At 45.0% G+C, this 24,226-nt stretch carries 23 protein-coding genes and 2 tRNA genes; 10 read left to right on the forward strand and 15 right to left on the reverse strand.

Features of this window, described 5'->3' with window-relative positions:
• Window positions 1–84: 84 nt before the first annotated feature.
• The 6 genes from F5613_RS13300 to F5613_RS13325 all read right to left on the reverse strand — a co-directional run bounded on the left by F5613_RS13300 (window position 85) and on the right by F5613_RS13325 (window position 3,738).
• The gene (locus F5613_RS13300; protein WP_179400124.1) at window positions 85–840 is read right to left on the reverse strand and encodes a UDP-2,3-diacylglucosamine diphosphatase; all 756 of its coding nucleotides are present in this window, start codon (window positions 838–840) and stop codon (window positions 85–87) included.
• Window positions 841–850: 10 nt separating this feature from the next.
• Window positions 851–1,168: a metal-sulfur cluster assembly factor gene (locus F5613_RS13305; protein WP_179400125.1), complete on the reverse strand. Its 318-nt coding sequence runs from the start codon at window positions 1,166–1,168 to the stop codon at window positions 851–853.
• A 39-nt stretch (window positions 1,169–1,207) separates the two neighbouring features.
• Window positions 1,208–1,930 carry a RadC family protein gene (radC, locus tag F5613_RS13310; RefSeq protein ID WP_079683979.1) on the reverse strand — a complete coding sequence of 241 codons (723 nt, stop codon included), beginning with the start codon at window positions 1,928–1,930 and terminating at the stop codon, window positions 1,208–1,210.
• A 75-nt stretch (window positions 1,931–2,005) separates the two neighbouring features.
• Complete coding sequence (gene efp / locus F5613_RS13315; protein ID WP_079683980.1) at window positions 2,006–2,569, reverse strand: elongation factor P; 564 nt, start codon at window positions 2,567–2,569, stop codon at window positions 2,006–2,008.
• A 127-nt stretch (window positions 2,570–2,696) separates the two neighbouring features.
• Entirely contained in the window at window positions 2,697–3,395 is a 699-nt protein-coding gene (locus F5613_RS13320) for an LrgB family protein (protein ID WP_079683981.1), read from the reverse strand.
• Window positions 3,388–3,738 (reverse strand): CidA/LrgA family protein, encoded by a 351-nt coding sequence (locus tag F5613_RS13325; RefSeq protein WP_179400126.1) that lies wholly within the window; start codon window positions 3,736–3,738, stop codon window positions 3,388–3,390. Before F5613_RS13325 ends, F5613_RS13320 begins: the two co-directional genes overlap by 8 nt.
• Before the next feature lie 284 nt (window positions 3,739–4,022).
• Here F5613_RS13325 and rimP point away from each other — a divergent pair, with 284 nt between their 5' ends.
• The 7 genes from rimP (at window position 4,023) to sufD (ending at window position 12,999) form a co-directional block, all read left to right on the forward strand.
• A complete protein-coding gene (rimP, locus tag F5613_RS13330) occupies window positions 4,023–4,490 on the forward strand; it encodes a ribosome assembly cofactor RimP (RefSeq protein ID WP_176134074.1) in 468 nt (155 codons plus the stop codon).
• 9 nt (window positions 4,491–4,499) lie between these two features.
• On the forward strand, window positions 4,500–5,765 hold the full coding sequence (gene nusA, locus F5613_RS13335; RefSeq protein ID WP_179400127.1) for a transcription termination factor NusA: 1,266 nt from the start codon (window positions 4,500–4,502) through the stop codon (window positions 5,763–5,765).
• Window positions 5,766–5,789: 24 nt separating this feature from the next.
• Complete coding sequence (gene infB, locus F5613_RS13340) at window positions 5,790–8,780, forward strand: translation initiation factor IF-2 (RefSeq protein ID WP_179400128.1); 2,991 nt, start codon at window positions 5,790–5,792, stop codon at window positions 8,778–8,780.
• Window positions 8,780–9,307, forward strand: a complete 528-nt coding sequence (locus F5613_RS13345) for a CvpA family protein (RefSeq protein WP_079683986.1) — start codon at window positions 8,780–8,782, stop codon at window positions 9,305–9,307. The genes infB and F5613_RS13345 overlap by 1 nt, the downstream gene beginning before the upstream one ends.
• Before the next feature lie 84 nt (window positions 9,308–9,391).
• Complete coding sequence (gene sufB, locus F5613_RS13350) at window positions 9,392–10,846, forward strand: Fe-S cluster assembly protein SufB (protein ID WP_079683987.1); 1,455 nt, start codon at window positions 9,392–9,394, stop codon at window positions 10,844–10,846.
• Between the two features lie 52 nt (window positions 10,847–10,898).
• Window positions 10,899–11,654 (forward strand): Fe-S cluster assembly ATPase SufC, encoded by a 756-nt coding sequence (sufC, locus tag F5613_RS13355; protein ID WP_079683988.1) that lies wholly within the window; start codon window positions 10,899–10,901, stop codon window positions 11,652–11,654.
• 1 nt (window position 11,655) lies between these two features.
• Window positions 11,656–12,999, forward strand: a complete 1,344-nt coding sequence (sufD, locus tag F5613_RS13360; RefSeq protein WP_179400129.1) for a Fe-S cluster assembly protein SufD — start codon at window positions 11,656–11,658, stop codon at window positions 12,997–12,999.
• An 85-nt stretch (window positions 13,000–13,084) separates the two neighbouring features.
• On the opposite strand, the gene F5613_RS13365 is transcribed toward sufD, so the two are convergent.
• A complete protein-coding gene (locus tag F5613_RS13365; RefSeq protein WP_179400130.1) occupies window positions 13,085–14,914 on the reverse strand; it encodes a glycoside hydrolase family 13 protein in 1,830 nt (609 codons plus the stop codon).
• Between the two features lie 202 nt (window positions 14,915–15,116).
• On the opposite strand from F5613_RS13365, the gene F5613_RS13370 reads away from it, so the two are divergent.
• Both F5613_RS13370 and F5613_RS13375 read left to right on the forward strand, forming a co-directional pair.
• The gene (locus F5613_RS13370; RefSeq protein WP_179400131.1) at window positions 15,117–16,331 is read left to right on the forward strand and encodes an aminotransferase class V-fold PLP-dependent enzyme; all 1,215 of its coding nucleotides are present in this window, start codon (window positions 15,117–15,119) and stop codon (window positions 16,329–16,331) included.
• A gap of 15 nt (window positions 16,332–16,346) precedes the next feature.
• A complete protein-coding gene (locus tag F5613_RS13375) occupies window positions 16,347–16,946 on the forward strand; it encodes a ribonuclease HII (protein WP_068182097.1) in 600 nt (199 codons plus the stop codon).
• Here F5613_RS13375 and F5613_RS13380 read toward each other — a convergent pair whose 3' ends face one another.
• The 8 genes from F5613_RS13380 to F5613_RS13415 form a co-directional block, all read right to left on the reverse strand.
• Window positions 16,947–17,372, reverse strand: a complete 426-nt coding sequence (locus F5613_RS13380) for a SufE family protein (RefSeq protein WP_179400132.1) — start codon at window positions 17,370–17,372, stop codon at window positions 16,947–16,949.
• Between the two features lie 14 nt (window positions 17,373–17,386).
• Entirely contained in the window at window positions 17,387–18,373 is a 987-nt protein-coding gene (locus F5613_RS13385) for a M20 family metallopeptidase (RefSeq protein ID WP_179400133.1), read from the reverse strand.
• 3 nt (window positions 18,374–18,376) lie between these two features.
• A complete protein-coding gene (locus F5613_RS13390) occupies window positions 18,377–20,173 on the reverse strand; it encodes a gamma-glutamyl-gamma-aminobutyrate hydrolase family protein (RefSeq protein ID WP_179400134.1) in 1,797 nt (598 codons plus the stop codon).
• A gap of 6 nt (window positions 20,174–20,179) precedes the next feature.
• A complete protein-coding gene (gyrB, locus tag F5613_RS13395; protein ID WP_179400135.1) occupies window positions 20,180–22,135 on the reverse strand; it encodes a DNA topoisomerase (ATP-hydrolyzing) subunit B in 1,956 nt (651 codons plus the stop codon).
• 195 nt (window positions 22,136–22,330) lie between these two features.
• Window positions 22,331–22,402, reverse strand: a tRNA-Glu gene (locus F5613_RS13400).
• 60 nt (window positions 22,403–22,462) lie between these two features.
• The gene (gene rpsT, locus F5613_RS13405) at window positions 22,463–22,723 is read right to left on the reverse strand and encodes a 30S ribosomal protein S20 (RefSeq protein WP_068182113.1); all 261 of its coding nucleotides are present in this window, start codon (window positions 22,721–22,723) and stop codon (window positions 22,463–22,465) included.
• A gap of 41 nt (window positions 22,724–22,764) precedes the next feature.
• Window positions 22,765–22,836, reverse strand: a tRNA-Glu gene (locus tag F5613_RS13410).
• A 132-nt stretch (window positions 22,837–22,968) separates the two neighbouring features.
• On the reverse strand, window positions 22,969–23,364 hold the full coding sequence (locus F5613_RS13415) for a DUF2721 domain-containing protein (protein WP_179400136.1): 396 nt from the start codon (window positions 23,362–23,364) through the stop codon (window positions 22,969–22,971).
• A 93-nt stretch (window positions 23,365–23,457) separates the two neighbouring features.
• Between F5613_RS13415 and recO the strand changes: the two genes are divergently transcribed.
• Entirely contained in the window at window positions 23,458–24,183 is a 726-nt protein-coding gene (gene recO, locus F5613_RS13420) for a DNA repair protein RecO (RefSeq protein WP_179400277.1), read from the forward strand.
• The last annotated feature ends 43 nt before the right edge of the window (window positions 24,184–24,226 follow it).

The raw sequence follows: 24,226 nt of genomic DNA on the forward strand, positions 1-24,226 counted from the left end.
TTTTTGTTTATAATATGCTGAATAGTCCCTTGATAACCAGGTTTTATTACCTTTCGGCGATTCTTTTGGGTTTAATATTTAGCCTTATCCTTCAAACTGATCCAGGAACAACGTTGTTCCGTCCCATTCTATATACGAGAAAAACTGCATCCAGTCGCCTCCGATCAGCATACGTGAAGTATGGGTGAGTTGCAGGTCAAGCATAACATGCCGGTGACCGAAGATGAAGAAGTTTATATCCGGATGTGTCTGTAAATAGTCCTTCGAAAAGGCTACCAGGTATTCCGAAGCTTCTCCTTCGTACTTGTCTTCCCTGTCAAGACCGCTTTTACGGCTGCTAAGGGACCATCCCATCGCAAATCCGAAACTCCATCTCGGATGAATACCTGCATATAACCACTGACAGAATTTGTTTCTGAACAGGCTCCTGATAAAACGGAAAGCCAGGCTTCGGTTGTCCACCTCGTCTCCGTGAGCCAGGAAAAAGCGTTTACCCAGCAGGTCGACCGTTATCGGCTCCCGGTGTATAATGGCACCGATCTCCTTTTCAAGGTAATCAAACATCCAGATGTCGTGGTTGCCAATAAAGAAATGTATCTCGATTCCTTTGTCTGAGAGTTCGGCCAGCTTGCCAAGGAAGCGGACGTGTCCTTTAGGTACGACATATTTATATTCATACCAATAGTCGAACATATCTCCCAGCAGATAAAGTGCAGCTGCATCCTCTTTGATGCTATCCAGCCACCTGACCAGCTTGTTCTCTATCGCCCGGGGATCTCTATGAAAACGGGCACCCAGATGAGCATCCGAGATAAAGTATATTTTATTGCCTTTTCCCATTTATGAACGCTTAGAGGAATCCCAGTTCAAGTTTAGCCTCTTCAGACATCATATCCCTATGCCATTCGGGCTCAAAAACCAGGTTTATATCAACGCTTTTAACACCGTCTACACTCTCAACCTTCATTCGTACATCCTCTACGATGAAATCTACCGCCGGACAGTTGGGAGCTGTGAGGGTCATGTCAATGCGAACGTTCTTTTCATCATCGACATCTACTTTATATATTAATCCCAGGTCATATACATTTACAGGGATTTCAGGATCATATACTGTTTTAAGCATCGCTACGATAGCTTCTTCAGTTTGCAGAAATTCGTTATTCATAATGCTACTTTTTTATTAGTGCAAATATACATTAATTCTTCAAATTCTCTCATCAGTCGGAATCAATCGCCCTTCATCAGCATAGCTATAATAACTTCCGTCGCATACAATTATATGGTCAAGAAGTGAGAGATCCATCAGTTTGGCAGATCTATATAGTTTGTGTGTCAGACGGTCGTCGCTCTGACTGGGATGATAGTTGCCCGAGGGGTGGTTGTGACAAAGAATTATACCCGATGCCAGATTGCTAATGGCCGCTTTTAGCATTAATTGGATATCAGCTGTTGTCTCGCCTGTCCCTCCCTGGCTTATTTTTACTTTAACAATTACTTTGGCTGAACGGTTCATGAGTGCAATCCATAATTCTTCGTGCGGAAGATCGCAAAGATGCGGATGAAACAGCTGATAAGCATCGTTGCTACATCTGATTACCGATCTCTGTAGTATTTCGCTCACATTTCTGCGTTTCCCCAATTCCATGGCTGCACAGATGGTAACAGCCTTGGCCTGGCCAATTCCTTTGAATTCGCGCACCAGATCATTAACGGATAGTTTGGCAAGTGAGTTTAGATTGTTATCTGCATGTAACAGGATGCGTTGGGCTAATTGGACGGCACTTTCATTACTGTTCCCAGATCCGATCAGAATGGCAAGAAGTTCGGCATCTGTAAGAGATGATACTCCTTTCTGGAGCATTTTTTCACGTGGCCGGTCTTCGGTAGCCCACGATTTTATTGGAAGGTTGTTGGTTTTTTCAGACATAGTTGATGGTTTTGTGAAAAAAGAAAAGCATAGATGTAATTACACATCTATGCTTTAGTTATATTAGTTTATTCCTTAGCGAACACGACCGAGGTATGAACCGTCGCGTGTGTCGATTTCAATAAATTCACCTTCTGTGATAAACAAAGGAACACGAACTTCTGCACCTGTTTCCACAGTAGCAGGTTTCAATGTGTTGGTTGCAGTGTCTCCTTTAATTCCGGGTTCGGTGTAAGTAACCTGAAGTGTTACCTTTACCGGAAGTTCGCAGGTAAGAACTGTTTCAGTGGCAGCGTGAACCATTGCTTCTACGGTATCTCCCTCTTTCAGGAACTGAACACCATCGATTGTTTCTCCAGGAATGGAGATTTGTTCGAATGTTTCAGGGTGCATAAAATTGTAACCCATTTCGTCCTTGTAAAGGAACTGATAAGGGCGACGCTCGATACGAACCTCTTCAACCTTAACTCCTGAATTCCATGTTTTATCTAAAATGCGACCTGTTGTAACATTTTTTAGTTTGGTTCTTACGAAAGCGGGACCTTTACCTGGTTTTACATGTAAGAATTCAACGATGAAATAGTATGTTCCATCAATATCAAGGCACATGCCATTTCTGAAATCTGCTGTAGTAGCCATAAATATTTTATATAATTAGTTTAATAGTTTATCGAACAGACCGCAAAAGTAGAATTTTTCATTCAATAAAGCAATATTTGTATTCCTTTTCTGAATAAAATAGGTTGCAAATCAATAAAGTAGGGTATCAAAAGAGGGTTAGGAAAGCTTGTACCAGAGGTACGAGAATGGCTGTCATGATTCCCATAATACCAATTGCCAATCCGCTGATTGCTCCTTCAATGGCTCCAATCTGTATAGCTACGGATGTTCCGATGCCGTGAGCAGAGGCTCCAAGGGCTAATCCCTTGGCAATCCGGTTTTCGACACCTAATTTTTTTAGGATGAAAGGACCGGCCATACTACCGAATATTCCAACGGCTACAACTATCACTGCTGTAAGCGATGGGATTCCGCCTGTTTTTTCTGCTATTTCGATGGCGATTGGCGTTGTGACAGATTTAGGCTGGATGGATGCAATCAGTATGTCGCTGGCTCCCATTGCCTTACATATAAGGATGACGCTGATTATCCCTGTCAGCGACCCAACGAATAGGGAGGTAAGGATTGATACGACATTCCCTTTCAGATTTTTCATCTGTTCATAAAGGACATAACCTAAAGCTACAACAGTAGGCCCGAGCATGAAATTAATGATCCTGCTTCCCTCCCGAAAGGTCTCATAAGAGATGCCTGTAATTTGCAAAACCGCGATTATCACCAAAATAGATGTTAGGAGCGGATGAAGCAGACCTATTTTTGTCTTTCTGTAAAGTATCGTCGATGCAACATAGGTTCCAACTACCAGCGTAAGAATAAAAACTTCCGATTCGAGCAGGTTATTCATCTTCTTTTATCTCCTTTCCCATTTTTTGTTGAACAATTCCTACCGTTGCAATAACAAGAACAGTACTTACAACGCATGCCGTTACGATGACAACCCAGTATTCGGAGATGATGCCCAACGCATTCATCAAACCCACTCCGGCGGGGAGGAAAAATATACCCATGTTTTGGGTGAGAAATGTAGATATCTTTTTTACTTTAAGCGGTTTCACCCACCCAGCTACAAGAGCGAGGAAGAGTAATATCATGCCGATAACGCTGCCTGGAATAAAACCTCCAAGGAAATGACTGACAAATTCCCCAGCAAAGAAAAAGAAGAGAATATAAAAAACTTCTATAAGCATAAGCCTCTTTATTAAGTCGTTGCAAATATAACAATATTAAATCAATTTATGTTGTAAAACATGTTTATAGGCGCTAATAATTGTTTATTGTTCACTAGAGGAAGAAAAAACAAAACGCTGATTTTATATTTATTTAATGAATTTTAATACACCAGCAGCCTATATAGCAATAAAAAGGCATATTTTTTTTGCAAACAGGCTGATAATTTGTATATTTGCAAGCGATAAAGAGAAGATGAGGAGGGGGCGGGTAGCCCCCTTCTTTTGTTCTTAACCATATGTATATGATAGAAAAAAGTAAGATTACCCAGTTAGCGGAAGATTATCTGGCTTCCTCAGCCAATTATCTGGTTGATGTTGTGATTAAACCAGGAAACTTGATTGTCGTCGAGATTGATAATGACGATGCAGTGTGTATAGATGATTGTGTGGCTTTGAGCCGTTATCTGGAAGACAATCTGGACCGTGAAGCCGAAGACTTCGAACTGGAGGTTGGTTCAGCAGGCGTAACTTCTCCTTTTAAAGTTCTTCGTCAGTATCTTAAGAATGTGGGGAACGAGGTAGAAGTCTTGTTGAAAAACGGGATAAAACTTACTGGTTTGCTAAAATCGGCTGATGAGAAAGGTATAGTTATTTCCATTGAAAAACAGGTGAAGCCGGAAGGCGCAAAACGGAAAGTTACTGTTCAGGAAGATGTGATTTATACTTTTGATGAAATAAAAAATACAAAATACTTAATACGATTCAAGTAAAATAAGATTATGGCCAAGAAAGAGGAAACAATCAGCATGATTGATACATTAGCAGAATTCAAGGATTTAAAAAATATCGATAAAGACACCATGATCAGCGTTTTGGAGGATTCTTTCCGGAACGTGATTGCAAAGATGTTCGGAACGGACGAAAACTTTGACGTTATTATCAATCCTGAGAAAGGCGACTTTGAAATCTGGAGAAACCGGACGGTTGTGGCTGATGATGAGTTGGAAAACCCAACGTTGCAGATTACACAGACAGAGGCCCGGAAAATTGATGCCGACTGTGAAGTTGGAGAAGAGGTTACTGATGAGGTACACTTCGCTGATTTCGGTCGCAGAGCTATTTTGAATCTTCGTCAAACGCTGGCATCTAAGATTCTTGAATTACAGAAAGATAGTTTGTTTGCAAAATATAAAGATAAAATCGGTCAGATTGTATCTGCAGATGTATATCAGGTTTGGAAAAAAGAAATTTTACTGCTTGATGACGACGGTAACGAATTGTTGTTGCCTAAGACAGAACAGATTCCTTCCGACTTTTATCGTAAAGGAGAGACAGTACGTGCTGTAGTGTTACGGGTTGATAATTTAAACAACAATCCTAAAATTATTCTTTCGAGAACAGCTCCTGTTTTTCTGGAAAGATTGTTTGAATTGGAAGTGCCTGAAATAAACGACGGACTTATCACAATAAAGAGAATTGCCCGCATACCGGGAGAAAGAGCAAAAGTGGCTGTAGAGTCTTATGATGACCGTATCGACCCTGTTGGTGCCTGTGTAGGGATGAAGGGGTCGCGTATTCATGGAATTGTACGCGAGCTTCGCAATGAGAATATTGATGTGATAAACTTTACGTCTAACGTGTCCTTGTTTATTCAACGTGCACTGAGTCCTGCTAAAATATCTTCAATCCGAGTAAGCGAGGATGATAAAAAAGCGGAAGTTTACCTTCGTCCGGAAGAGGTTTCATTGGCCATTGGTAAAGGTGGTCTGAATATCAAGCTGGCATGTATGCTTACAGAATACACAATTGATGTGTTCCGCGACATAGAGGGTGCAGACGAAGAAGATATTTACCTGGATGAGTTCTCTGATGAAATCGATAGCTGGATTATCGATGCACTTAAGAACATTGGTTGCTATACTGCCAAGAACGTGTTGGCTATGAGCCGTGCAGAATTGATCGAACGTGCGGATTTGGAAGAAACAACAGTAGATGAGATACTGGCGGTTCTGTCTGCAGAGTTTGAAGATCAGGATAATGAATAAATAAGTATTACGACAAAGTTAGATATGCCTATAAAATTAATAAATGTAACGAGAGATTTAAATGTGGGAATCACCTCCGTGGTGGAATTCTTACATAAGAAAGGTCATCATGTTGAGAGTAATCCCAACACGAAGATCAGTGATGAACAGTATGCTTTGCTCGTAAATGAGTTTGGAAAAGGATTACATGACGGGAAAGACCGCGATCGGTCATCTTCAGACCGTTTTCAAAAAGATAAACGCAAAGAGGTGATTGAAGAGGTTGGTTCAGCCAAACCAGAAAAATCTTATGAGATTAAGACTGAAATACCTGAAGAATACAAACCCCGTATTGTAACTAAAGGCAAAATCAACCTGGACGAGCCCTTTAAAAAACAGGAACCTCCTGTTGTTAAAGAAGCTCCGGTTATTAAAAAAGAAGAGAAACCTGTCAGACACGAGGTTGCTCCGGAAGTTAAAGTGCAATCAGAGCCTGTTGCTGAAACTACGCCTGTTAAAACTCATTCACCTAAAGAGGAAAGAGTTGTGTCTGAACCAGTGCAAAAAGAGATAGTAGTGGATAAAGTAATAGTCGAAGATAAACAACCGATGCTTAAAGAAACTCCAAAAGATAATCGACCTGAAAAAATAGAAGATAAACCTGTTGAGACACCTTCTGCTGAGACAGAAAACGAATCAGAAGAGGTTTACCGTATTAATACGACCAAGTTTGAGTCGAATATAAAGGTTACCGGAAAGATTGACCTAAATGCACTCAATCAGTCAACTCGTCCCAAAAAGAAGACGAAGGAGGAAAAGAGAAAAGAACGCGACGACAAGCGCTTCCCTGAACGGAAGGTCGTAGTAACACACAAAGGACCTAAGGATGCTTCTTCTCCAAGACCAGCGGCTCCGGTTAAAGTGGGCGATGCTCCTAGACCTGGTGCTCCCGTAAAGGCTGGATCTGGACCTGTAAAACCAGGCGATGATGCAGAAAAGAAGAAACGTAAACGTATCAAGAAAGAACGTGTGGATGTAGCTTCTACTCCCGGTTCAAATAATTTTGCACGTCCCACCTTGCGAAGTGATCAGAAGCCGCGTCTTAAGAAACCGGTAAAGGCAGAAGTAAGCGAAGAGGATGTTCAGAAACAGATAAAGGAAACTTTAGCACGTCTTACCAGTAAGGGAAAAACCAATACAAAGGGTGCGAAATATCGCCGTGATAAGCGTGATGCGGCATCTCGTCGCGAGCACGAACTGCTGGAACAGGAAGAACGCGAAAGCATGGTATTGAAGCTTACGGAGTTTGTAACTGCAAACGACCTGGCCAACATGATGGATGTTCCTGTTACCAAAGTTATCGGTACTTGTATGAGTATCGGTATCATGGTTTCAATCAACCAACGTTTGGATGCTGAAACAATTAATATTGTTGCAGAAGAATTTGGTTTCAAGACGGAATATGTAAGTGCAGAAGTTGTTGAAGCAATCAATGCCGACGAAGAAGATAATGAAGAAGATATGGTAACCCGTCCGCCAATCGTAACAGTGATGGGACACGTTGACCATGGTAAAACTTCGTTGTTGGATAATATCCGTAATGCCAATGTAATTGCCGGTGAAGCCGGAGGTATTACACAGCACATCGGTGCTTATAATGTGAAATTAAAGAGCGGCCGACGAATCACATTCCTGGATACTCCCGGTCACGAGGCATTTACAGCCATGCGTGCACGTGGAGCAAAGGTTACCGATATCGCAATTATCATTGTTGCGGCAGACGATAATGTGATGCCTCAGACAGTTGAAGCGATTAATCACGCTGCAGCGGCCGGCGTACCTATGGTATTTGCTATTAATAAAATAGATAAGCCAAGTGCAAATCCTGAGAAGATCAAGGAAGAGCTGGCTAAAATGAATTACCTGGTTGAAGATTGGGGTGGAAAATACCAGTCGCAGGAAATCTCGGCAAAGAAAGGACTCGGAGTGGAAGAGCTTCTTGAGAAAGTCTTACTGGAAGCCGATATGCTGGATCTGAAAGCCAATCCAAAGAAACGTGCGGTAGGTTCTATTATCGAATCATCCTTGGATAAAGGTCGTGGCTATGTTTCAACCGTTTTGGTAGAATCAGGTACACTTCGCATGGGTGACATCGTATTGGCTGGTACCCATCACGGAAAAATCAAAGCAATGTTCAACGAACGTAATGTTCGCATTGAGGAAGCTAAACCTTCTGAACCTGTATTGATTCTTGGTTTGAATGGTGCTCCTCAGGCAGGAGACACGTTCAACGTACTTGAAACAGAACAGGAAGCCCGCGAGATTGCAACCAGAAGAGAGCAGTTGCAGCGAGAACTTGGTCTGCGTACCCAGAAAATGCTTACTTTGGATGATATCGGACGTCGTATTGCCGTTGGAAACTTCCAGGAACTGAATGTAATTGTGAAGGGCGACGTGGATGGTTCGGTTGAGGCATTGGCCGATTCGCTGATTCGTCTTTCTACTCCTGAAATTCAGGTTAATGTGATACACAAGGCTGTAGGTCAGATTTCAGAGTCGGATGTTGTTTTAGCAGCTGCTTCAAACGCCATCATTATCGGATTCCAGGTTCGTCCGGCTGTTGCCGCCCGTCGCCAGGCTGATAAAGAAGGTGTCGAGATTCGTCTGTATTCAATTATCTACGATGCTATTGAAGAGGTGAAATCGGCTATGGAAGGTATGTTATCACCGGATATCAAGGAGGTTATAACTTCCAACGTAGAAGTACGCGATGTCTTCAAGATTACGAAAGTTGGTACGGTTGCCGGATGTATGGTTAAGGAAGGTAAGATTAAACGTTCTAACAAAATCCGACTCATTCGCGATGGTATCGTAATCTATTCGGGCGATCTTGGCTCATTGAAACGTTATAAAGATGATGTAAAGGAAGTTGCTTTCGGTTACGAATGTGGTCTGAATATTACCAATTACAACGATATCAAGGTTGGAGATATTATCGAATCATATGAAGAAGTGGAAGTAAAGAAAACATTATAATGAATTGGTTGGATATAACATTGGTATGTTTAGCCGGCTTAGGATTTGTGAAAGGCCTGTTTGATGGATTCATCAAACAGGTTGTTTCGCTTCTGGCCCTTGTCCTGGCGATCTATTTTTGTGGACAGATTGCTTTATGGTTTCAGGCATTTTTCATGGAATCGGGTTGGTTCTCTGGAAAAACATCCGTTGTTATGAGCTATATCATTGGTTTTTCTTTGATTGCAGGAGTCATCTCATTGGCAGGCTGGGTTGTGGACAATGTTGTGGACGCCACACCCCTTGGAATATTGAACCACCTTTCAGGAGGAATTCTTGGGGTGCTGATCACGACATTTTTTCTAAGTCTTTTTATCAATTTTTATGAAACTATAGATAAGGAGAACAAATTGATATCTAAACAGACCAAAGAAAATTCCCGCTTCTACTATTTTACCGGCTCTTTAGTCCCCACTCTTTATGCTCCCTTCCATATTTTCGACAAAAATGAACCTGAAAAGGAAGAAGGAAATCTTCTATCGATTTGATTTATGAGGATATAAATCAGCCTATAGGAACAAAATGAGCATAGTGGTTGTTTTTATGTAACATGTAAAGTTTAAGATTAATATATGCAGGATTCAACAGATATTCTTAATGAGGTAACATCCGGCGATTACAAGTACGGTTTTGTTACCAACATAGATACGGAAGTAATACATAAAGGTCTGGACGAAAATACGGTCCGGATTATTTCAGCAAAAAAGAACGAGCCCGAATGGATGCTCGAATTCCGTCTAAGAGCATTCCGCCATTGGCAGACACTCGAAATGCCAACCTGGCCTCACTTATCCATCCCGGAAATCGATTATCAGGATATTATCTATTATGCAGCTCCTAAACAAAAGGAAGGTCCGAAAAGTCTGGATGAAGTAGATCCGGAGTTATTAAAGACTTTTGAAAAGCTGGGTATCCCTTTGCACGAGCGCGCAATGCTGGCCGGAGTATCCGGCATGGCTGTTGATGCCGTAATGGATAGTGTTTCTGTAAAGACTACCTTTAAAGAGACGCTGGCAGAAAAGGGTATCATATTCTGTTCTTTCAGTGAGGCAGTACAGAATCATCCTGATTTGGTACAGAAATACCTGGGAAGTGTCGTTTCTTATCGTGATAACTTCTTTGCAGCCCTGAACTCCGCTGTGTTTAGTGATGGTTCGTTTGTGTTTATTCCTAAGGGCGTTCGCTGTCCAATGGAATTATCAACCTATTTCCGAATCAATGCGGCTAATACCGGACAGTTCGAACGTACGCTTATTGTGGCTGAAGACGATGCCTACGTAAGTTACCTGGAAGGTTGTACCGCACCAATGCGTGACGAGAACCAGCTTCATGCCGCCATTGTAGAGATTATAGCGCTTGAGCGTGCCGAAGTTAAATATTCGACCGTTCAGAACTGGTATCCCGGAGATAAAGAGGGTAAAGGTGGTATTTACAATTTTGTAACCAAACGGGGTCTTTGCAAAGGCGATTTTAGTAAAATATCGTGGACGCAGGTCGAGACCGGTTCAGCTATTACCTGGAAGTACCCCAGTTGCATATTGGCAGGAGATAATTCGGTAGGCGAATTCTATTCGGTTGCCGTTACCAATAACTATCAGCAGGCAGATACCGGAACAAAGATGGTACACCTGGGCCGAAATACGAAAAGCACCATTGTTTCTAAAGGTATTTCTGCCGGTCACAGTCAGAACAGCTACCGTGGATTGGTTAAAATTTCTCCCCGTGCCGAAAATGCACGAAACCACTCCCAGTGTGACAGCCTTCTGCTGAGCGACCACTGCGGTGCACATACATTCCCTTATGCTGATGTGCAAAACGAAACAGCCATTATCGAACACGAGGCAACCACCTCCAAGATCAACGAAGATCAGATCTTCTATTGTAACCAGCGTGGTATTTCAACAGAAGAGGCTGTTGGTCTGATTGTGAATGGTTATGCCCGCGAGGTAATGAATAAACTACCGATGGAGTTTGCGGTGGAGGCCCAGAAGCTTCTCTCAATTTCATTGGAAGGCAGTGTAGGATAATCGGAATAGCAACCTAAATATAGAATTAATAAATATAGTTCAACATATCAATATGTTACAAATAAAAAATTTACATGCCAACATTAATGGCAAAGAGATATTGAAGGGGATCAACCTCACCGTGAAACCCGGAGAAATACATGCAATCATGGGTCCTAACGGATCCGGAAAAAGTACGTTGGCATCGGTTTTAGTAGGTAATCCTGCCTTCGAGGTAACCGAAGGTGAAATAACATTCAACGGAAAAGATATTATGGAACTTTCTCCCGAAGATCGTTCCAGAGAAGGAATGTTTCTGAGTTTCCAGTATCCGGTCGAGATACCGGGTGTAAGTATGGTTAACTTTATGCGTGCCGCTCTTAACGAACACCGTAAATATAACGGACTGGAGCCTGTATCGGCATCCGATTTTCTTAAGCTGATGCGCGAAAAGAGAGCTGTTGTGGAGATGGATACCAAATTGTCCAACCGTTCGGTAAACGAAGGTTTTTCCGGTGGCGAAAAGAAGCGTAACGAAATATTCCAGATGGCCATGCTGGATCCGAAACTTGCCATTCTCGACGAAACAGACAGCGGTCTTGATATCGATGCGCTGCGTATCGTTGCCAACGGTGTGAATCAATTGAAAACACCTCATAACGCTGCCATAGTAATTACACACTACCAGCGTTTGCTCGAGTATATCAAACCGGATGTGGTACATGTTCTTTATAAAGGTCGCATTGTGAAAACTGCAGGTCCGGAACTGGCACTTGAGTTGGAAGAGAAGGGATACGACTGGATTAAGAAAGAAATGGGAGACGAATAATATGGCAGCCGAACAACAATATATCGACCTCTATTCGCAATGTGAAGCCCTGGTGAACCGCCATGCTTCGGAAGTGCTTAACGCACCCCGGAAAAAGGCTTTGGCCGATTTCATCGCCAACGGTTTCCCCAAAGCGAATTCGGAAGATTATAAGTATACCGATGTCGACAAGGCATTTGCGCCCGACTTCGGTCTGAATATTAACAGACTGGATATTCCGGTGAATCCGTACGACGTGTTTCGCTGTGACGTACCTAATCTGAGTACCTGTTTGTATTTTATGGTGAACGACTCGTTTTACGACCGTGTAAAACCTGATGTTAAGTTGCCGGAAGGAGTTTATGCCGGAGGTTTGCTTAACTTCACGAAAGAGCATCCCGAAATTGCAGCCAGGTATTATGCCAAGGCGGCACCTTCCGAAAAGGATGGTATCATCGCCTTGAACACTCTTCTTGCTCAAGATGGTTTCGTGTTGTATGTACCCAAAGGTGTGGTGGTTGAGAAGCCGGTTCAGCTTATCAACGTACTTAGATCCGATGTGGATACAATGGCAAACCGCCGTGTGTTGGTTATCCTGGAAGAAGATTCTCAGGCCAAATTGTTGGTGTGCGAACATACAATGGATCCCAAAAACTTTCTGTCTACCGAAGTCGTTGAAATATTCGCCGCCGAACGCAGCCATTTCGACTACTACAATCTGGAAGAAAGTAACCCAACCACAGCCCGTTTCTCGTCGTTGCATGTTAAACTGGAGGCTCAGGCCAATGTGCTGGTAAACGGTATATCGCTAAACAACGGCATTTCACGCAACAACTATTACGTGGAACTGTTGGGAGAATATGCCGAAGCTACCTTGTGCGGTATGGCCATCATCGACCAGGAGCAGAAGGTGGATACGTACAGCCATGTTACCCATGCAGTCCCCAATTGTACCAGCACCGAACTATTCAAGTACGTGCTTAACGATAAGGCGGTGGGTGCATTCAGCGGTAGAATCCTTGTAAAGGAGGGAGCCCAGAAAACCATGGCGTACCAGACCAACCGGAATCTTAGCTCCAGCCGCGAAGCCCGTATGTATTCGAAACCTCAGTTGGAAATATATGCCGACGATGTTAAGTGCTCTCACGGGATGACAACCGGTCAGCTCGACGAGAATGCCCTGTTCTACATGCGTAGCCGAGGTATACCCGAAGCTGAGGCTCGTATGCTGTTAAGTGTAGCTTTTACAAGCGACGTGATCGATTACGTACGTATGGATGCTCTTAAAGAGAGGTTGCATCATCTTGTGGAAAAACGTTTCCGTGGCGAGCTTGCCAGCTGTGCCGGATGTCGCGGTTGTAAATAATCTGTAGAGAATATCTATAAAATAATAACCCCTTGCTATACGTATCACTACGTTGGCAAGGGGTTTTCTTTGTAAATCAATGAACCTATAATTCCAACACTAACACATCTTTTGCTCCCAGCGTCAGCTCTTTCTGCAGACTAACTACTTTTCCAGTAATCACATCTTTACCCGATGTATATCCTTTCAGGATTTCGTCGTATCTATCAAGAGGAAGCACACTTTCCTTCGCATTTCCGTTCATGATGACAACCACCTGCTTTCCGTTCAGGTTACGTGCGTACACGTATACCCCGTTTTGCGGAACAAAGTGTTTCATCTTACCTTTGGCGATAACCTCGTTGCCTTTTCTCCATTTCAACAACTTCTGCATGTAATTCCAGGCTTCGTTCTGTATATCGGTACGTCCGGAAGCCTCAAACTGATTTACAGCATCACCCGGCCATCCGCCCGGAACATCCAACCGGATATAGCCATCACCCTTTTGTTTGGTCCCGTTCATCAGCAACTCGGTGCCGTAGTAAAATTGCGGTATACCAGGTATGGTAAGCATGAAGGCAATGCCCTGTTTAAATGCATCCAGCTTCTCCGGCATGGCAGGCAAAAAGCGATCGGTGTCATGGTTATCCAGAAATCGCAATACATTGTAAATATCAGCATAGGCGTAATCGTAAGCAAGGTGTTCGTATAGCGCCTGCATACCTCCGGCATCTCCAAAAAATGCAGAATGCGAAAGTCCCATCAAACGGAAGTCCATCACCGACTTCAGCATCGTGTTGCCCCGTTCGTTTAACTTGCTGTCTTTTTGCCAGAAGGCTGTACCCATGGTCTGATTCATCCAGGCTTCACCCACGATATTATAGTCAGGATATTCCCTGTAAATGGCATTGCACCAATCCACCATCATCTTATAATCCGCATAGGGATAGGTGTCTTGTCGTATGCCGTCCACGCCGCTGTATTCTATCCACCAGATACTGTTTTGTATCAGATAAGTCGCCACATGCGGATTCCGTTGGTTCAGGTCGGGCATCGACGGAACAAACCAGCCATCAACCATCCTTTTGGTGTCGTATTCCGAAGCATATGGATCAAAGTACACCTCTTTAACGTGACTGGTTTCTACATACTTGTCCAGGTTGTTAAACCAATCCTTGCTGGGTACGTCTTTCATCCATATGTGATCGCTGCCGCAGTGATTAAAAATCATATCCATCACCACACGCATACCCTTCGCATGCGTCTTGTCGATCAAGCGCACATAATCCTCGTTTGTGCCGAAACGCGGATCCACACGGTAATAATTCGTTGTGGCATAACCGTGATACGAACCACCCTGCATATCGTTTTCGAGAACCGGATTCAGCCAGATGGCAGTCACCCCCAGATCCTCAATATAGTCCAGATGCTTTTCGATACCGGCCAAGTCACCGCCATGACGTGCACTCGGGTCGTTACGGTCGGTTTTGTAGGTAGTCTTCATCACCAGGTTATCGTTTGAAGGATCGCCATTGGCAAAGCGGTCGGGCATAATCAGATACAGCACATCCGACGAGTCGAAACCCTTTATCTTGCATGCATCTTTTTTACGGGCCTTCAACTCGTAAGGCATCTTGATTTGTTTCTTGTCTTTTGTAAAGGTGATATCGAACGTGCCGGGTTGGGCATTTTCTACATCCAGATAAACCAACAGGTAATTGGGACTTTCCAGAGCAACCGAACTTTTAAGTTTCACTCCGGGATAAGAGACCGAGGGACGGAAAGAAGCGATGTTCTCGCCATAAACCATAAGCTGCAGTTCAGGATTTTTCATTCCGCTCCACCAAAAAGCGGGTTCTGCGGTTATTCCTTTAGCCGATAAGAAGCCGGGGAAAAGGAGACAAATGATCAGACTCAGAAGCAGATTTTTTCTCATAATAAAAAATATTAGTTTGTAATGCAAAGGAACTCAATTACAAATATACCGGATAATACCGGATATTCTTTCTATCCTATTTGATTATAACATCAAATGCAATGCAATCGTTTGCAGGAAACTACCTTGTTGATCGTATCCGTTTTACAAATAAACATAGTATCTTTGACAACTGTTATACAGTCAATAAACGAAAGCAACTATGTTAGATATTCAAGCTATCCGTTCGGATTTTCCTATTCTTTCCCGTAAGATATACGGAAAGGATCTGGTTTATCTTGACAACGGAGCCACAACCCAGAAACCTCGTTGCGTTGTGGAAAAGATCGAAGAGGGTTATTACAATGTAAATGCCAATATACACCGTGGGGTGCACTTCCTGAGTCAGGCTGCCACCGAGGCACACGAGGAGGCTCGAAAAACAATCCAGCAATTTCTCAATGCCCGCCATGCCCACGAGATTATACTTACACGGGGTACCACCGAATCCATCAACCTGATTGCATCCTCCTTTACCGATGCATGCATGAATGAGGGCGACGAAGTGATTCTGTCGGTCATGGAACACCATTCCAACATCGTTCCCTGGCAGATACAGGCTGCCAAAAAAGGAATCACCCTCAAGGTGATACCTATCAACGAGCAGGGCGAATTGTGTATGGATACCTACCGGAGTCTGTTCTCAGAACGAACCCGACTGGTTTCCGTAATGCATGTATCCAATGTATTGGGTACGGTAAACCCAGTTAAGGAGATGATTGATATCGCTCACCAGCACGATGTACCGGTACTGATAGACGGAGCACAGTCGGTTCCGCACATCAAGGTAGATGTGCAGGATCTGGATGCCGAGTTCTATGTATTTTCGGCTCATAAGATATACGGACCAACGGGAATAGGTGTGCTTTACGGCAAAGAAGAGTGGTTGGACAAACTTCCTCCCTATCAGGGAGGAGGCGAGATGATCGCCACGGTTTCCTTCGAGAAGACAACCTTCAACGAACTTCCTTTTAAGTTCGAGGCCGGTACACCCGACTATATCGGAAGTACCGCCCTGGCTGAGGCGTTACGCTATGTAAATGCTATCGGACTTGACAACATTGCCGCCTACGAAGACGAGCTGTTGCGCTATGCAACCGAAAGGTTGTCGGCTATCGAGGGATTGCGCATCTACGGCACCTCTTCCCATAAGAGCAGTGTAATCTCTTTCCTTGTAGGAAACATACACCATTACGATATGGGGATGCTGCTGGACAGACTGGGAATTGCGGTCCGCACCGGTCACCATTGCGCTCAACCCCTTATGCAGCATCTGGGCATAGAAGGAACGGTACGTGCATCCTTTGCGTTTTACAACACGAAAGAGGAAATTGATGCGTTGGCTGCTGGTATTGTACGGGTAGCCGGTATGTTTTAATAAAAGGAACGGTACATGTTGGAAGCCTACTATACGAAGGATGTTATCGAGGCCGGATGCGACGAGGCCGGCAGGGGATGTCTGGCCGGTCCGGTATTTGCTGCGGCTGTGATTCTTCCTCCCGATTTTAAGAGTGAACTGTTGAACGACTCCAAGCAGCTGAGTGAGAAAAACAGGTATGCCTTACGCCCGCTTATCGAACAGGAGGCCATCGCCTGGGGGATAGGGGTGGTTACAGCCCCCGAGATTGATGCTATCAATATTCTGAAAGCCTCTTTCCTTGCCATGCACCGGGCCATCGAACAGCTCAAGGTACAACCCCAGGCACTTCTTATCGACGGCAACCGGTTCACTCCTTATAAAGAGATCCCCTTTACCTGCATGGTAAAGGGAGACGGCCGCTTTCTGTCCATCGCCGCCGCATCCATTCTGGCGAAGACCTATCGCGACGACTATATGCTGCAGTTGGCGGAAGAGTACCCGTCTTACGGCTGGCAACAAAATAAGGGTTATCCAACGCGTGCCCACCGCGAAGCGATCAGCAAGCATGGGATAACCCCTTATCACAGAAAAACGTTTACGTTATTGCCTTCGCAACTTACGCTGGATTTCTGATCAGGCCTCTTCCCTGGATTTAAATGCCATGGCGTACAGACGCATCTGCTTCAACATGGCAACCAGTCCGTTTGAACGGGTGGGAGATAAGTGCTCTTTCAATCCGATCTTATCAACAAAATAAAGATCGGCATTCAATATTTCATCGGGCGTATGACTCGAAATAATCTTTATCAGCAGGGATACAATTCCCTTAACAATCACAGCATCGCTTTCGCCCTGGAAATGGATCAACCCATCTGAATAATCGGCTTGCAGCCATACACGGCTCTGGCACCCTTCGATCAGGTTGCTTTCCGTTTTGTATTTGTCGTCCAGCGGAGCCAATGAATTTCCCAATTCAATAAGCAAGGCATATTTGTCCATCCAGTCGTCGAAGGCCGAAAACTCTTCAATAATCTCGTCCTGAATCTCGTTAATCGTCATCTTTTTATATCCATTTATTGATTATATACCACTTGAAGAACCGTTTGTCCCACTGCTTTCAGTGTTTCACGGTCTATATTATCCATTGTATCGTTTTGTGTGTGCCAGTGGGGACCGAAACCATTGTCCGACTCGGGATCGGTATAAATGATGTCGATGCAGGGAATGTTGCGTCCCAGAATCACATACTGATGGTCGTCTGTAATGGCACCACCTTCCGCATTGATAAAAAACTTACCGTATCCTAAATCCCGTGCGGTACTCCAAACCAGTTCCACAATCTGCGGAGCATAACGCATGGATGTCGCCTCCTTGAAGAAGGAGGCATTCTTTGCACCAACCATGTCGAGCAATATACCGAAGTCGGCTTTATACCCTTTCACATGCGGATTCTTTGCCCAGAACTGAGCACCCAGGCACCAGGTGTTTTCTTTATATTCCTTTACAAATTCGGGAGTCCCGTAATCTTCCGCATCAAAGAAGATGATGTCTATACCTATGGCCGGCGACTTAATCGAAAACTGACGGGCCATTTCCAGCAGTACACCTACACCGCTCGCACCATCGTCGGCACCATCTATCGGCTTCTTATGGTTGGCAGGATCCTTGTCATGGTCGGCATACGGACGGCTGTCCCAATGGGCAAACAGCAACACCCGTTTACTGTTCTCCGGATTGTAAGAGCCGATAATGTTTTTAGCCTTCAGCTGCGTGCCGTTATAGGCAGTCAGCGTAGCCTCCTGTTCGTACACCTGTGCCCCGAAACGTTTCAGTTCGCTGGTCAGGTAGTTTCCACAAGCCACATGCGCTTCCGAGTTGGGAACACGCGGACCGAATTTAACCTGATTCTCAACAAACACCCAGGCACTGTCGGCATCAAAAGCCGGTACGTTCTGCTGTTTAACCGGTTGCGATTCCACTTTTGCTGAAGAGGAAGAAGGAGTCTGACTGCAGGATATCATGGCAGCGGCAAATAAGATATATAGCATTTTTGTAAACATAATTCAATTATTTGAAAGTTGATCCACACCGGCAGCCTGTTGCACCGCGTTCATCACACGCAACAAGTTACCACCCCATATCTTTTCAATCTCCGGTTCCGTATATCCCAGTCCCAGAAGTTTAACTGTAATCTGAATCAGTTCGTTGGAAGAACGGCAACCCAACAGTTCACCCCCTCCGTCAAAATCGGAACCGATACCCACATAGTCTACACCCACCAGGTCGGCCACATACCGGATGTGCTCCAGCGCATCGTCGATGCTTGCTTTTGCCGGTTCAGGATTGATAAATTCGTTGTAAAGGCAAATCTGCACCACACCCGCTTTGGCGGCAATGGCACGTATCTGATCGTCGGTCAGGTTTCTCGGATGATCACATAAAGCACGCACCGAAGAGTGCGAAGCGATAACCGGAACCGAACTCTCCTTCATCACATCGTAAAACGTAGCTTCCGAAGCATGAGACACATCCACCATGATTCCCAAACGGTTCATCTCCTTAACCGCCTCTTTCCCAAGAGGACTCAACCCGTTCCACTCCGGTTCACCCACAGCCGAATCACACAGATCGTTGCTGCCGTTGTGACAAAGCGTAATGTAGGTAACCCCTTCCTCTTTGAAACGTTCCAGATTCCTGAGATCCTTTCCCATGGCATAACCGTTTTCCACAGCGATAAAGAAAGCCTTCTTTCCCTCCTTCTTCAGTTGGATGAAGTCGGCAGTATTAGTGGCAACACCCACCCGCTGTTCCTGAAGCGCCACCTGCTCCCGTATCTGGCGGAAACGCCTGAAAGCGAAGTTGGATGCCTCCTGCAGCGACTGGTCATCCCGCTCACCCTGAGCCTGGTAAGCCACCAGAAATGCAGCATCGATATGCCCCATCTCCATCAACGGAAGGTTAACCTTACCGGGGCCTTGCTGACCAATATCAAAGTCCTCGTCAAAAAACTGCGGAGTATCGCAATGCGAATCGATGGAAAGAATCGTGCGGTGTATCGATTTGGCCAGGTTATAAAGCGTAGCCTCCTCTATGTGGAAACGAAACAGTTCGCGCATCAGCTCATCACCTGCGGCAGCCATGGTTTCGGGATGCCACTGCACACTGATAAGCGGATAAAAAGGATAGGCCTCCATCCCCTCGTTGATACCGTCGGACGCTGTGGCATTGGCTTTAAATCCAGGAGCCACCTCCTTTACGGCCTGGTGATGCAGCGAATTCACCTTAATCTTATCCTGGTTGTCCGTCAGAATCCCCAACAGGGAGTTGGGTTCTACTGTAACGGTGTGCGAAGCGAAAGCCTTGTCGTGTTGCTGACTATGCTTGATAGTCTCCGTTGGATGTTGGGTCCGTATATCCTGATACATGGACCCTCCAAAAGCCATGTTGATAAGCTGATGCCCCCTGCAGATCCCGAAAACCGGCATACAGCGGTCGGCCGCCAGCTTCAACAACATAAAATCGTAGGTATCCCTTACAGGATCACCCTCCTGAAGAGCCGGTATCGGTTCTTCCTCCCACATCAGCGGATTAATATCCCCACCGCCGGAAAGAAGCAGTCCGTCCAGTTGAGAAACAATGGCCGACAATGCATCCAAGTTGGTGGTAACCGGAATAAGTACCGGAGCACCTCCGGCATCGGCAACCGACTGAATGTATGTATTATTGATACAGGAAAGCCCCTCCTTCTGATTAGCCGAAACCCCGATCAGCGGCCGTACGTTCTCTCCCCGGGGAGATAGGCCCGCCTCCACTGCCCGGTGCAGTTCGTTAATTGTTAGCAGAAGCGCTTCCCTGTCCATAGTCTTTTAAGCATCAATTCTTGCGTAAGTCGCATTCTCTTCGATAAATTCGCGGCGCGGAGCAACCTCTTCACCCATCAACATGGAGAAGACAAGATCGGCTTCGGCAGCATTATCAATCGTAACCTGACGCAAGGTCCGGTGTTCCGGATTCATAGTCGTATCCCACAACTGGTGGTCGTTCATCTCTCCCAAACCTTTGTATCGTTGTGTATGGATCTGGTTTTCGTTACCGTTACCATAGCGGTCGATAAAGGCCTGACGCTGCTGCTCTGTCCAGCAATACTCTTCCGTTTTACCCTTCTTGCAGAGGTAGAGCGGTGGAGTGGCGATGTACACATAGCCATTCTCGATAAGCGGACGCATGTGGCGGAAAAAGAAAGTAAGAATAAGCGTTGCGATGTGGCTTCCGTCCACGTCGGCATCGGTCATGATTATCACCTTCTGATAACGAAGTTTGGCAATGTTCAGCGCCTTCGAATCCTCTTCGGTTCCGATGGTCACACCCAGTGCCGTATAAATATTGCGTATTTCCTCGCTTTCAAGCACCTTGTGCTGCATAGCCTTCTCCACGTTCAGGATCTTACCACGAAGCGGCAGGATCGCCTGGAAGTTACGGTCGCGGCCCTGTTTAGCCGTTCCACCTGCCGAGTCCCCTTCGACAAGGAACAATTCACACATGGCAGCATCTTTAGACGAGCAGTCGGCCAACTTACCCGGAAGTCCACCTCCCGACAGCGGCGACTTACGCTGTACCATTTCGCGTGCCTTACGGGCAGCGTGACGAGCCGTAGCGGCCAGAATCACCTTGTCAACAATAATCTTTGCCTCCTTGGGATGCTCTTCCAGGTAATTACCCAGCGCCTCACCGATTGCCATATCCACAGCACCCATCACCTCGTTGTTACCAAGTTTGGTTTTGGTCTGTCCCTCAAACTGAGGCTCGGCCACCTTGATAGAGATAACAGCCGTCAACCCCTCGCGGAAGTCGTCACCCTGAATATCCACCTTCACCTTATCCAGCATCTTCGAATCTTCCGCATACTTTTTCAGTGTACGGGTAAGACCTCTGCGGAAACCTGCCAGGTGAGTACCCCCTTCAATGGTGTTGATATTGTTAACGTACGAATATACATTCTCGTTGTAAGAGGTGTTGTAAGTCATCGCCACTTCCACAGGAATACCCTGTTTTTCGGTAATGATATGGATGCTATTATCCACCAGCTTTTCTTTGGTGCGGTCCAGGTAGCGAACAAACTCCTTCAAACCCTCATCCGAATGGAATGTTTCGGTCTTAAAAGTACCATCTTCCTTAGGCGAGCGTTTGTCGGTCAGCGTAAGGGTGATACCCGCATTCAGGTAAGAAAGTTCCCGCAGGCGGTCGGCCAACGTCTTGTACTGATAGTCGGTTGTGGTAAAAATGGAACCATCCGGTTTAAAGGTGATCTTAGTACCTGTAACAGTAGACGTTCCTACAACCTGCACTTCGTGCAGCGGCTTTCCGCAAGAATACTCCTGCATATACAGGTTGCCGTTACGACGTACTTCGGCCTTCATGTAAGACGACAATGCGTTTACACACGAAACACCTACACCATGCAAACCTCCGGAAACCTTGTATGAATCTTTGTCGAATTTACCACCGGCATGTAAAACGGTAAGTACCACCTCCAATGCCGATTTGTTTTCTTTCTCATGAAAATCAACAGGAATACCACGTCCGTTGTCAGCTACAGAAATTGAATTGTCTTCGTTAATAACCACATCAATCTTGTTGCAATGACCGGCCATGGCCTCGTCGATAGAGTTGTCTACTACTTCATACACCAGGTGATGCAGACCTTTTTCACTGATGTCGCCAATATACATGGCAGGTCTTTTTCGTACAGCTTCTAACCCTTCAAGCACCTGAATACTATCCGCTGAATAGGAGCCGGACGTATTCTTTAATTCTTCACTCATGAGTTTGTTTTTATTTTAATTCTGTTAGTATCTTTCTTCTATCAAAAAACTAACAAATGTAGTGATAATAATTGACTTGGCATAAGGCGGAGATGTGAAAAATAGTGTAAAATGGGTAAGCTTCCGAAATGCAGGGGAGGGTGGGGTATAGATACGAAAAAAGCCGGATCAATTTGATCCAGCTTATGCTTTCGGTAGCCCATAGGGGAATCGAACCCCTCTTTCAAGAATGAAAATCTTGCGTCCTAACCGATAGACGAATGGGCCATTCAGGTTTAAAACCGGATACAATAATCCGGATTCTACTTTAAAAGCAGTAAACCTTTATTATGCTATAGCAAGTTTGCTAACGTGCTTAGACAGTTTTGATTTCAAGTTGCCAGCCTTATTCTTGTGAATAACGTTCTTCTTGGCAAGCTTATCCAGCATTGAGCAAACTCTAGGATATAAAGCCTGTGCTTCAGCTTTGTCCAATGTGTTGCGTAAAGCCTTCACAGCATTTCTTGCAGTTTTTGCATAATATCTGTTGTGCAAACGCTTTTTATCGGTCTGTCTGATTCTCTTGATTGATGATTGATGATTTGCCATTTTTTAGCTATCCTCTTTAATTTTTTTAATCTTGTTTATTGTAGCCCATAGGGGAATCGAACCCCTCTTTCAAGAATGAAAATCTTGCGTCCTAACCGATAGACGAATGGGCCATCATGTCAAAGTGCTATTTTTCAAGCGCTTTGGGGAAGCGTTTCCCTGATTGCGAGTGCAAAGATAGATCATCTGTCCGAACTACCAAAACATTTGAACAGAAATTTTAATATAAATGAACATTTTAACTTCTATTTAGAACCCATGTCCTGCAGGTTAATCTCCAGTGCTTTTACTGAAATGTTTATCTCCCAGATACATACGCATAAAGAAGCTGCCAAAAGCAGTAGTCCGATTCCGAATATATAAGCTGCCGCAATTTGCCACGACACATAGATAAGGAACATGGCGAGCACACAAAACAGCAGACTAAGGAGTCCGAGTATCTGCATCGAGCGGGTAAGGTAGAGTCTTTTTTTAAGATTTGCAATCTGCGCCACTGCTTTCAGGTCCGGATGTTCCCTGTATTTGTCCTGCAAGGTACGCACCAGCTGGGCGTACGACAGAAACCGGTTGGTATAGGCAAGTAAAATAAGCGAAATGGCCGAAAACAGCAACGCCGGATCGGTAAGCGTAAGTTCAAACATCTTCCTTCTTTTTTAATCGATTGCTATAATAACTGTTTTGGATGGGTTTTGGTTTACAGTTTTTATATCTTTGTGAACGAAAAGAGAAAAAGTATGCTTTACAAGACCCGGGGAATCGTGCTTCATTCCATCCCCTACAACGACAAGTACTCCATTATATATATGTACACGGAATCTTTTGGCCGCGTAGCATACCTGGTGTCCCGCACCCGTGGTAAGAAAAGCAACCTTTCCAGGGCACTGTTCATGCCCCTTTCAGTGTTGGAGATGGAGGTAGACCATAAACATAACCGCGACCTGCACCGGGTGCGCGAAACCAAGAGCTGCTTTCCCATCAACGAACTCTCGTCTCATCCGGTAAAGAATGTACTGGCCCTGTTCTTGTCGGAGGTCCTCTTCCGGGTCGTGAAGGAGACCGAGCCGGACGCTCGTCTCTTCGAGTTCCTGTATCAGTCGGTTCAACTGCTGGAGCTGTCAGACAAAGGGCTGGCCAACTTCCACCTGGTCTTTTTACTGCGCCTGCTGCATTACCTGGGGATATTCCCCAACTCGGAATCCATCGTCCAAAACAGCTACTTCGATATGCTTAACGGTGTATTTGTACCGGAGATACCTATGCACAAACATTACCTGGACAAGCCCGAAAGCGACGCATTCGCCACCCTGCTCCGCATGAGCTACGAAAACATGGCCTACTACCATTTCTCGCGCCACGATCGTACGCAGATTATCCAGCGCATCCTCGAATATTACCGGTTGCATCTGCCTGAATTTCCGGAAATTAAATCCCTGGCGGTGATGCACACGCTTTTCGATTAGCAGAATAGTTCGCTAATGTTTGCCTGTTAAAGGAAAAGATTAT

Origin of the sequence: Macellibacteroides fermentans, assembly GCF_013409575.1 — a bacterium.
GTDB classification, from domain to species: domain Bacteria; phylum Bacteroidota; class Bacteroidia; order Bacteroidales; family Tannerellaceae; genus Macellibacteroides; species Macellibacteroides fermentans.

Bases quoted from the DNA above. Each gene is read 5' to 3' on its own strand.
- F5613_RS13370 (WP_179400131.1), top strand. From the start codon at position 15,117: ATGTTAGATATTCAAGCTATCCGTTCGGATTTTCCTATTCTTTCCCGT.
- F5613_RS13390 (WP_179400134.1), bottom strand. From the start codon at position 20,173: ATGGACAGGGAAGCGCTTCTGCTAACAATTAACGAACTGCACCGGGCA.
- rpsT (WP_068182113.1), bottom strand. From the start codon at position 22,723: ATGGCAAATCATCAATCATCAATCAAGAGAATCAGACAGACCGATAAA.
- F5613_RS13345 (WP_079683986.1), top strand. From the start codon at position 8,780: ATGAATTGGTTGGATATAACATTGGTATGTTTAGCCGGCTTAGGATTT.
- radC (WP_079683979.1), bottom strand. From the start codon at position 1,930: ATGTCTGAAAAAACCAACAACCTTCCAATAAAATCGTGGGCTACCGAA.
- F5613_RS13415 (WP_179400136.1), bottom strand. From the start codon at position 23,364: ATGTTTGAACTTACGCTTACCGATCCGGCGTTGCTGTTTTCGGCCATT.
- rimP (WP_176134074.1), top strand. From the start codon at position 4,023: ATGATAGAAAAAAGTAAGATTACCCAGTTAGCGGAAGATTATCTGGCT.
- F5613_RS13385 (WP_179400133.1), bottom strand. From the start codon at position 18,373: ATGTTTACAAAAATGCTATATATCTTATTTGCCGCTGCCATGATATCC.
- sufB (WP_079683987.1), top strand. From the start codon at position 9,392: ATGCAGGATTCAACAGATATTCTTAATGAGGTAACATCCGGCGATTAC.
- F5613_RS13325 (WP_179400126.1), bottom strand. From the start codon at position 3,738: ATGCTTATAGAAGTTTTTTATATTCTCTTCTTTTTCTTTGCTGGGGAA.
- F5613_RS13300 (WP_179400124.1), bottom strand. From the start codon at position 840: ATGGGAAAAGGCAATAAAATATACTTTATCTCGGATGCTCATCTGGGT.
- nusA (WP_179400127.1), top strand. From the start codon at position 4,500: ATGGCCAAGAAAGAGGAAACAATCAGCATGATTGATACATTAGCAGAA.
- efp (WP_079683980.1), bottom strand. From the start codon at position 2,569: ATGGCTACTACAGCAGATTTCAGAAATGGCATGTGCCTTGATATTGAT.
- F5613_RS13375 (WP_068182097.1), top strand. From the start codon at position 16,347: ATGTTGGAAGCCTACTATACGAAGGATGTTATCGAGGCCGGATGCGAC.
- gyrB (WP_179400135.1), bottom strand. From the start codon at position 22,135: ATGAGTGAAGAATTAAAGAATACGTCCGGCTCCTATTCAGCGGATAGT.
- F5613_RS13320 (WP_079683981.1), bottom strand. From the start codon at position 3,395: ATGAATAACCTGCTCGAATCGGAAGTTTTTATTCTTACGCTGGTAGTT.
- sufC (WP_079683988.1), top strand. From the start codon at position 10,899: ATGTTACAAATAAAAAATTTACATGCCAACATTAATGGCAAAGAGATA.
- F5613_RS13305 (WP_179400125.1), bottom strand. From the start codon at position 1,168: ATGAATAACGAATTTCTGCAAACTGAAGAAGCTATCGTAGCGATGCTT.
- recO (WP_179400277.1), top strand. From the start codon at position 23,458: ATGCTTTACAAGACCCGGGGAATCGTGCTTCATTCCATCCCCTACAAC.
- F5613_RS13380 (WP_179400132.1), bottom strand. From the start codon at position 17,372: ATGACGATTAACGAGATTCAGGACGAGATTATTGAAGAGTTTTCGGCC.
- F5613_RS13365 (WP_179400130.1), bottom strand. From the start codon at position 14,914: ATGAGAAAAAATCTGCTTCTGAGTCTGATCATTTGTCTCCTTTTCCCC.
- sufD (WP_179400129.1), top strand. From the start codon at position 11,656: ATGGCAGCCGAACAACAATATATCGACCTCTATTCGCAATGTGAAGCC.
- infB (WP_179400128.1), top strand. From the start codon at position 5,790: ATGCCTATAAAATTAATAAATGTAACGAGAGATTTAAATGTGGGAATC.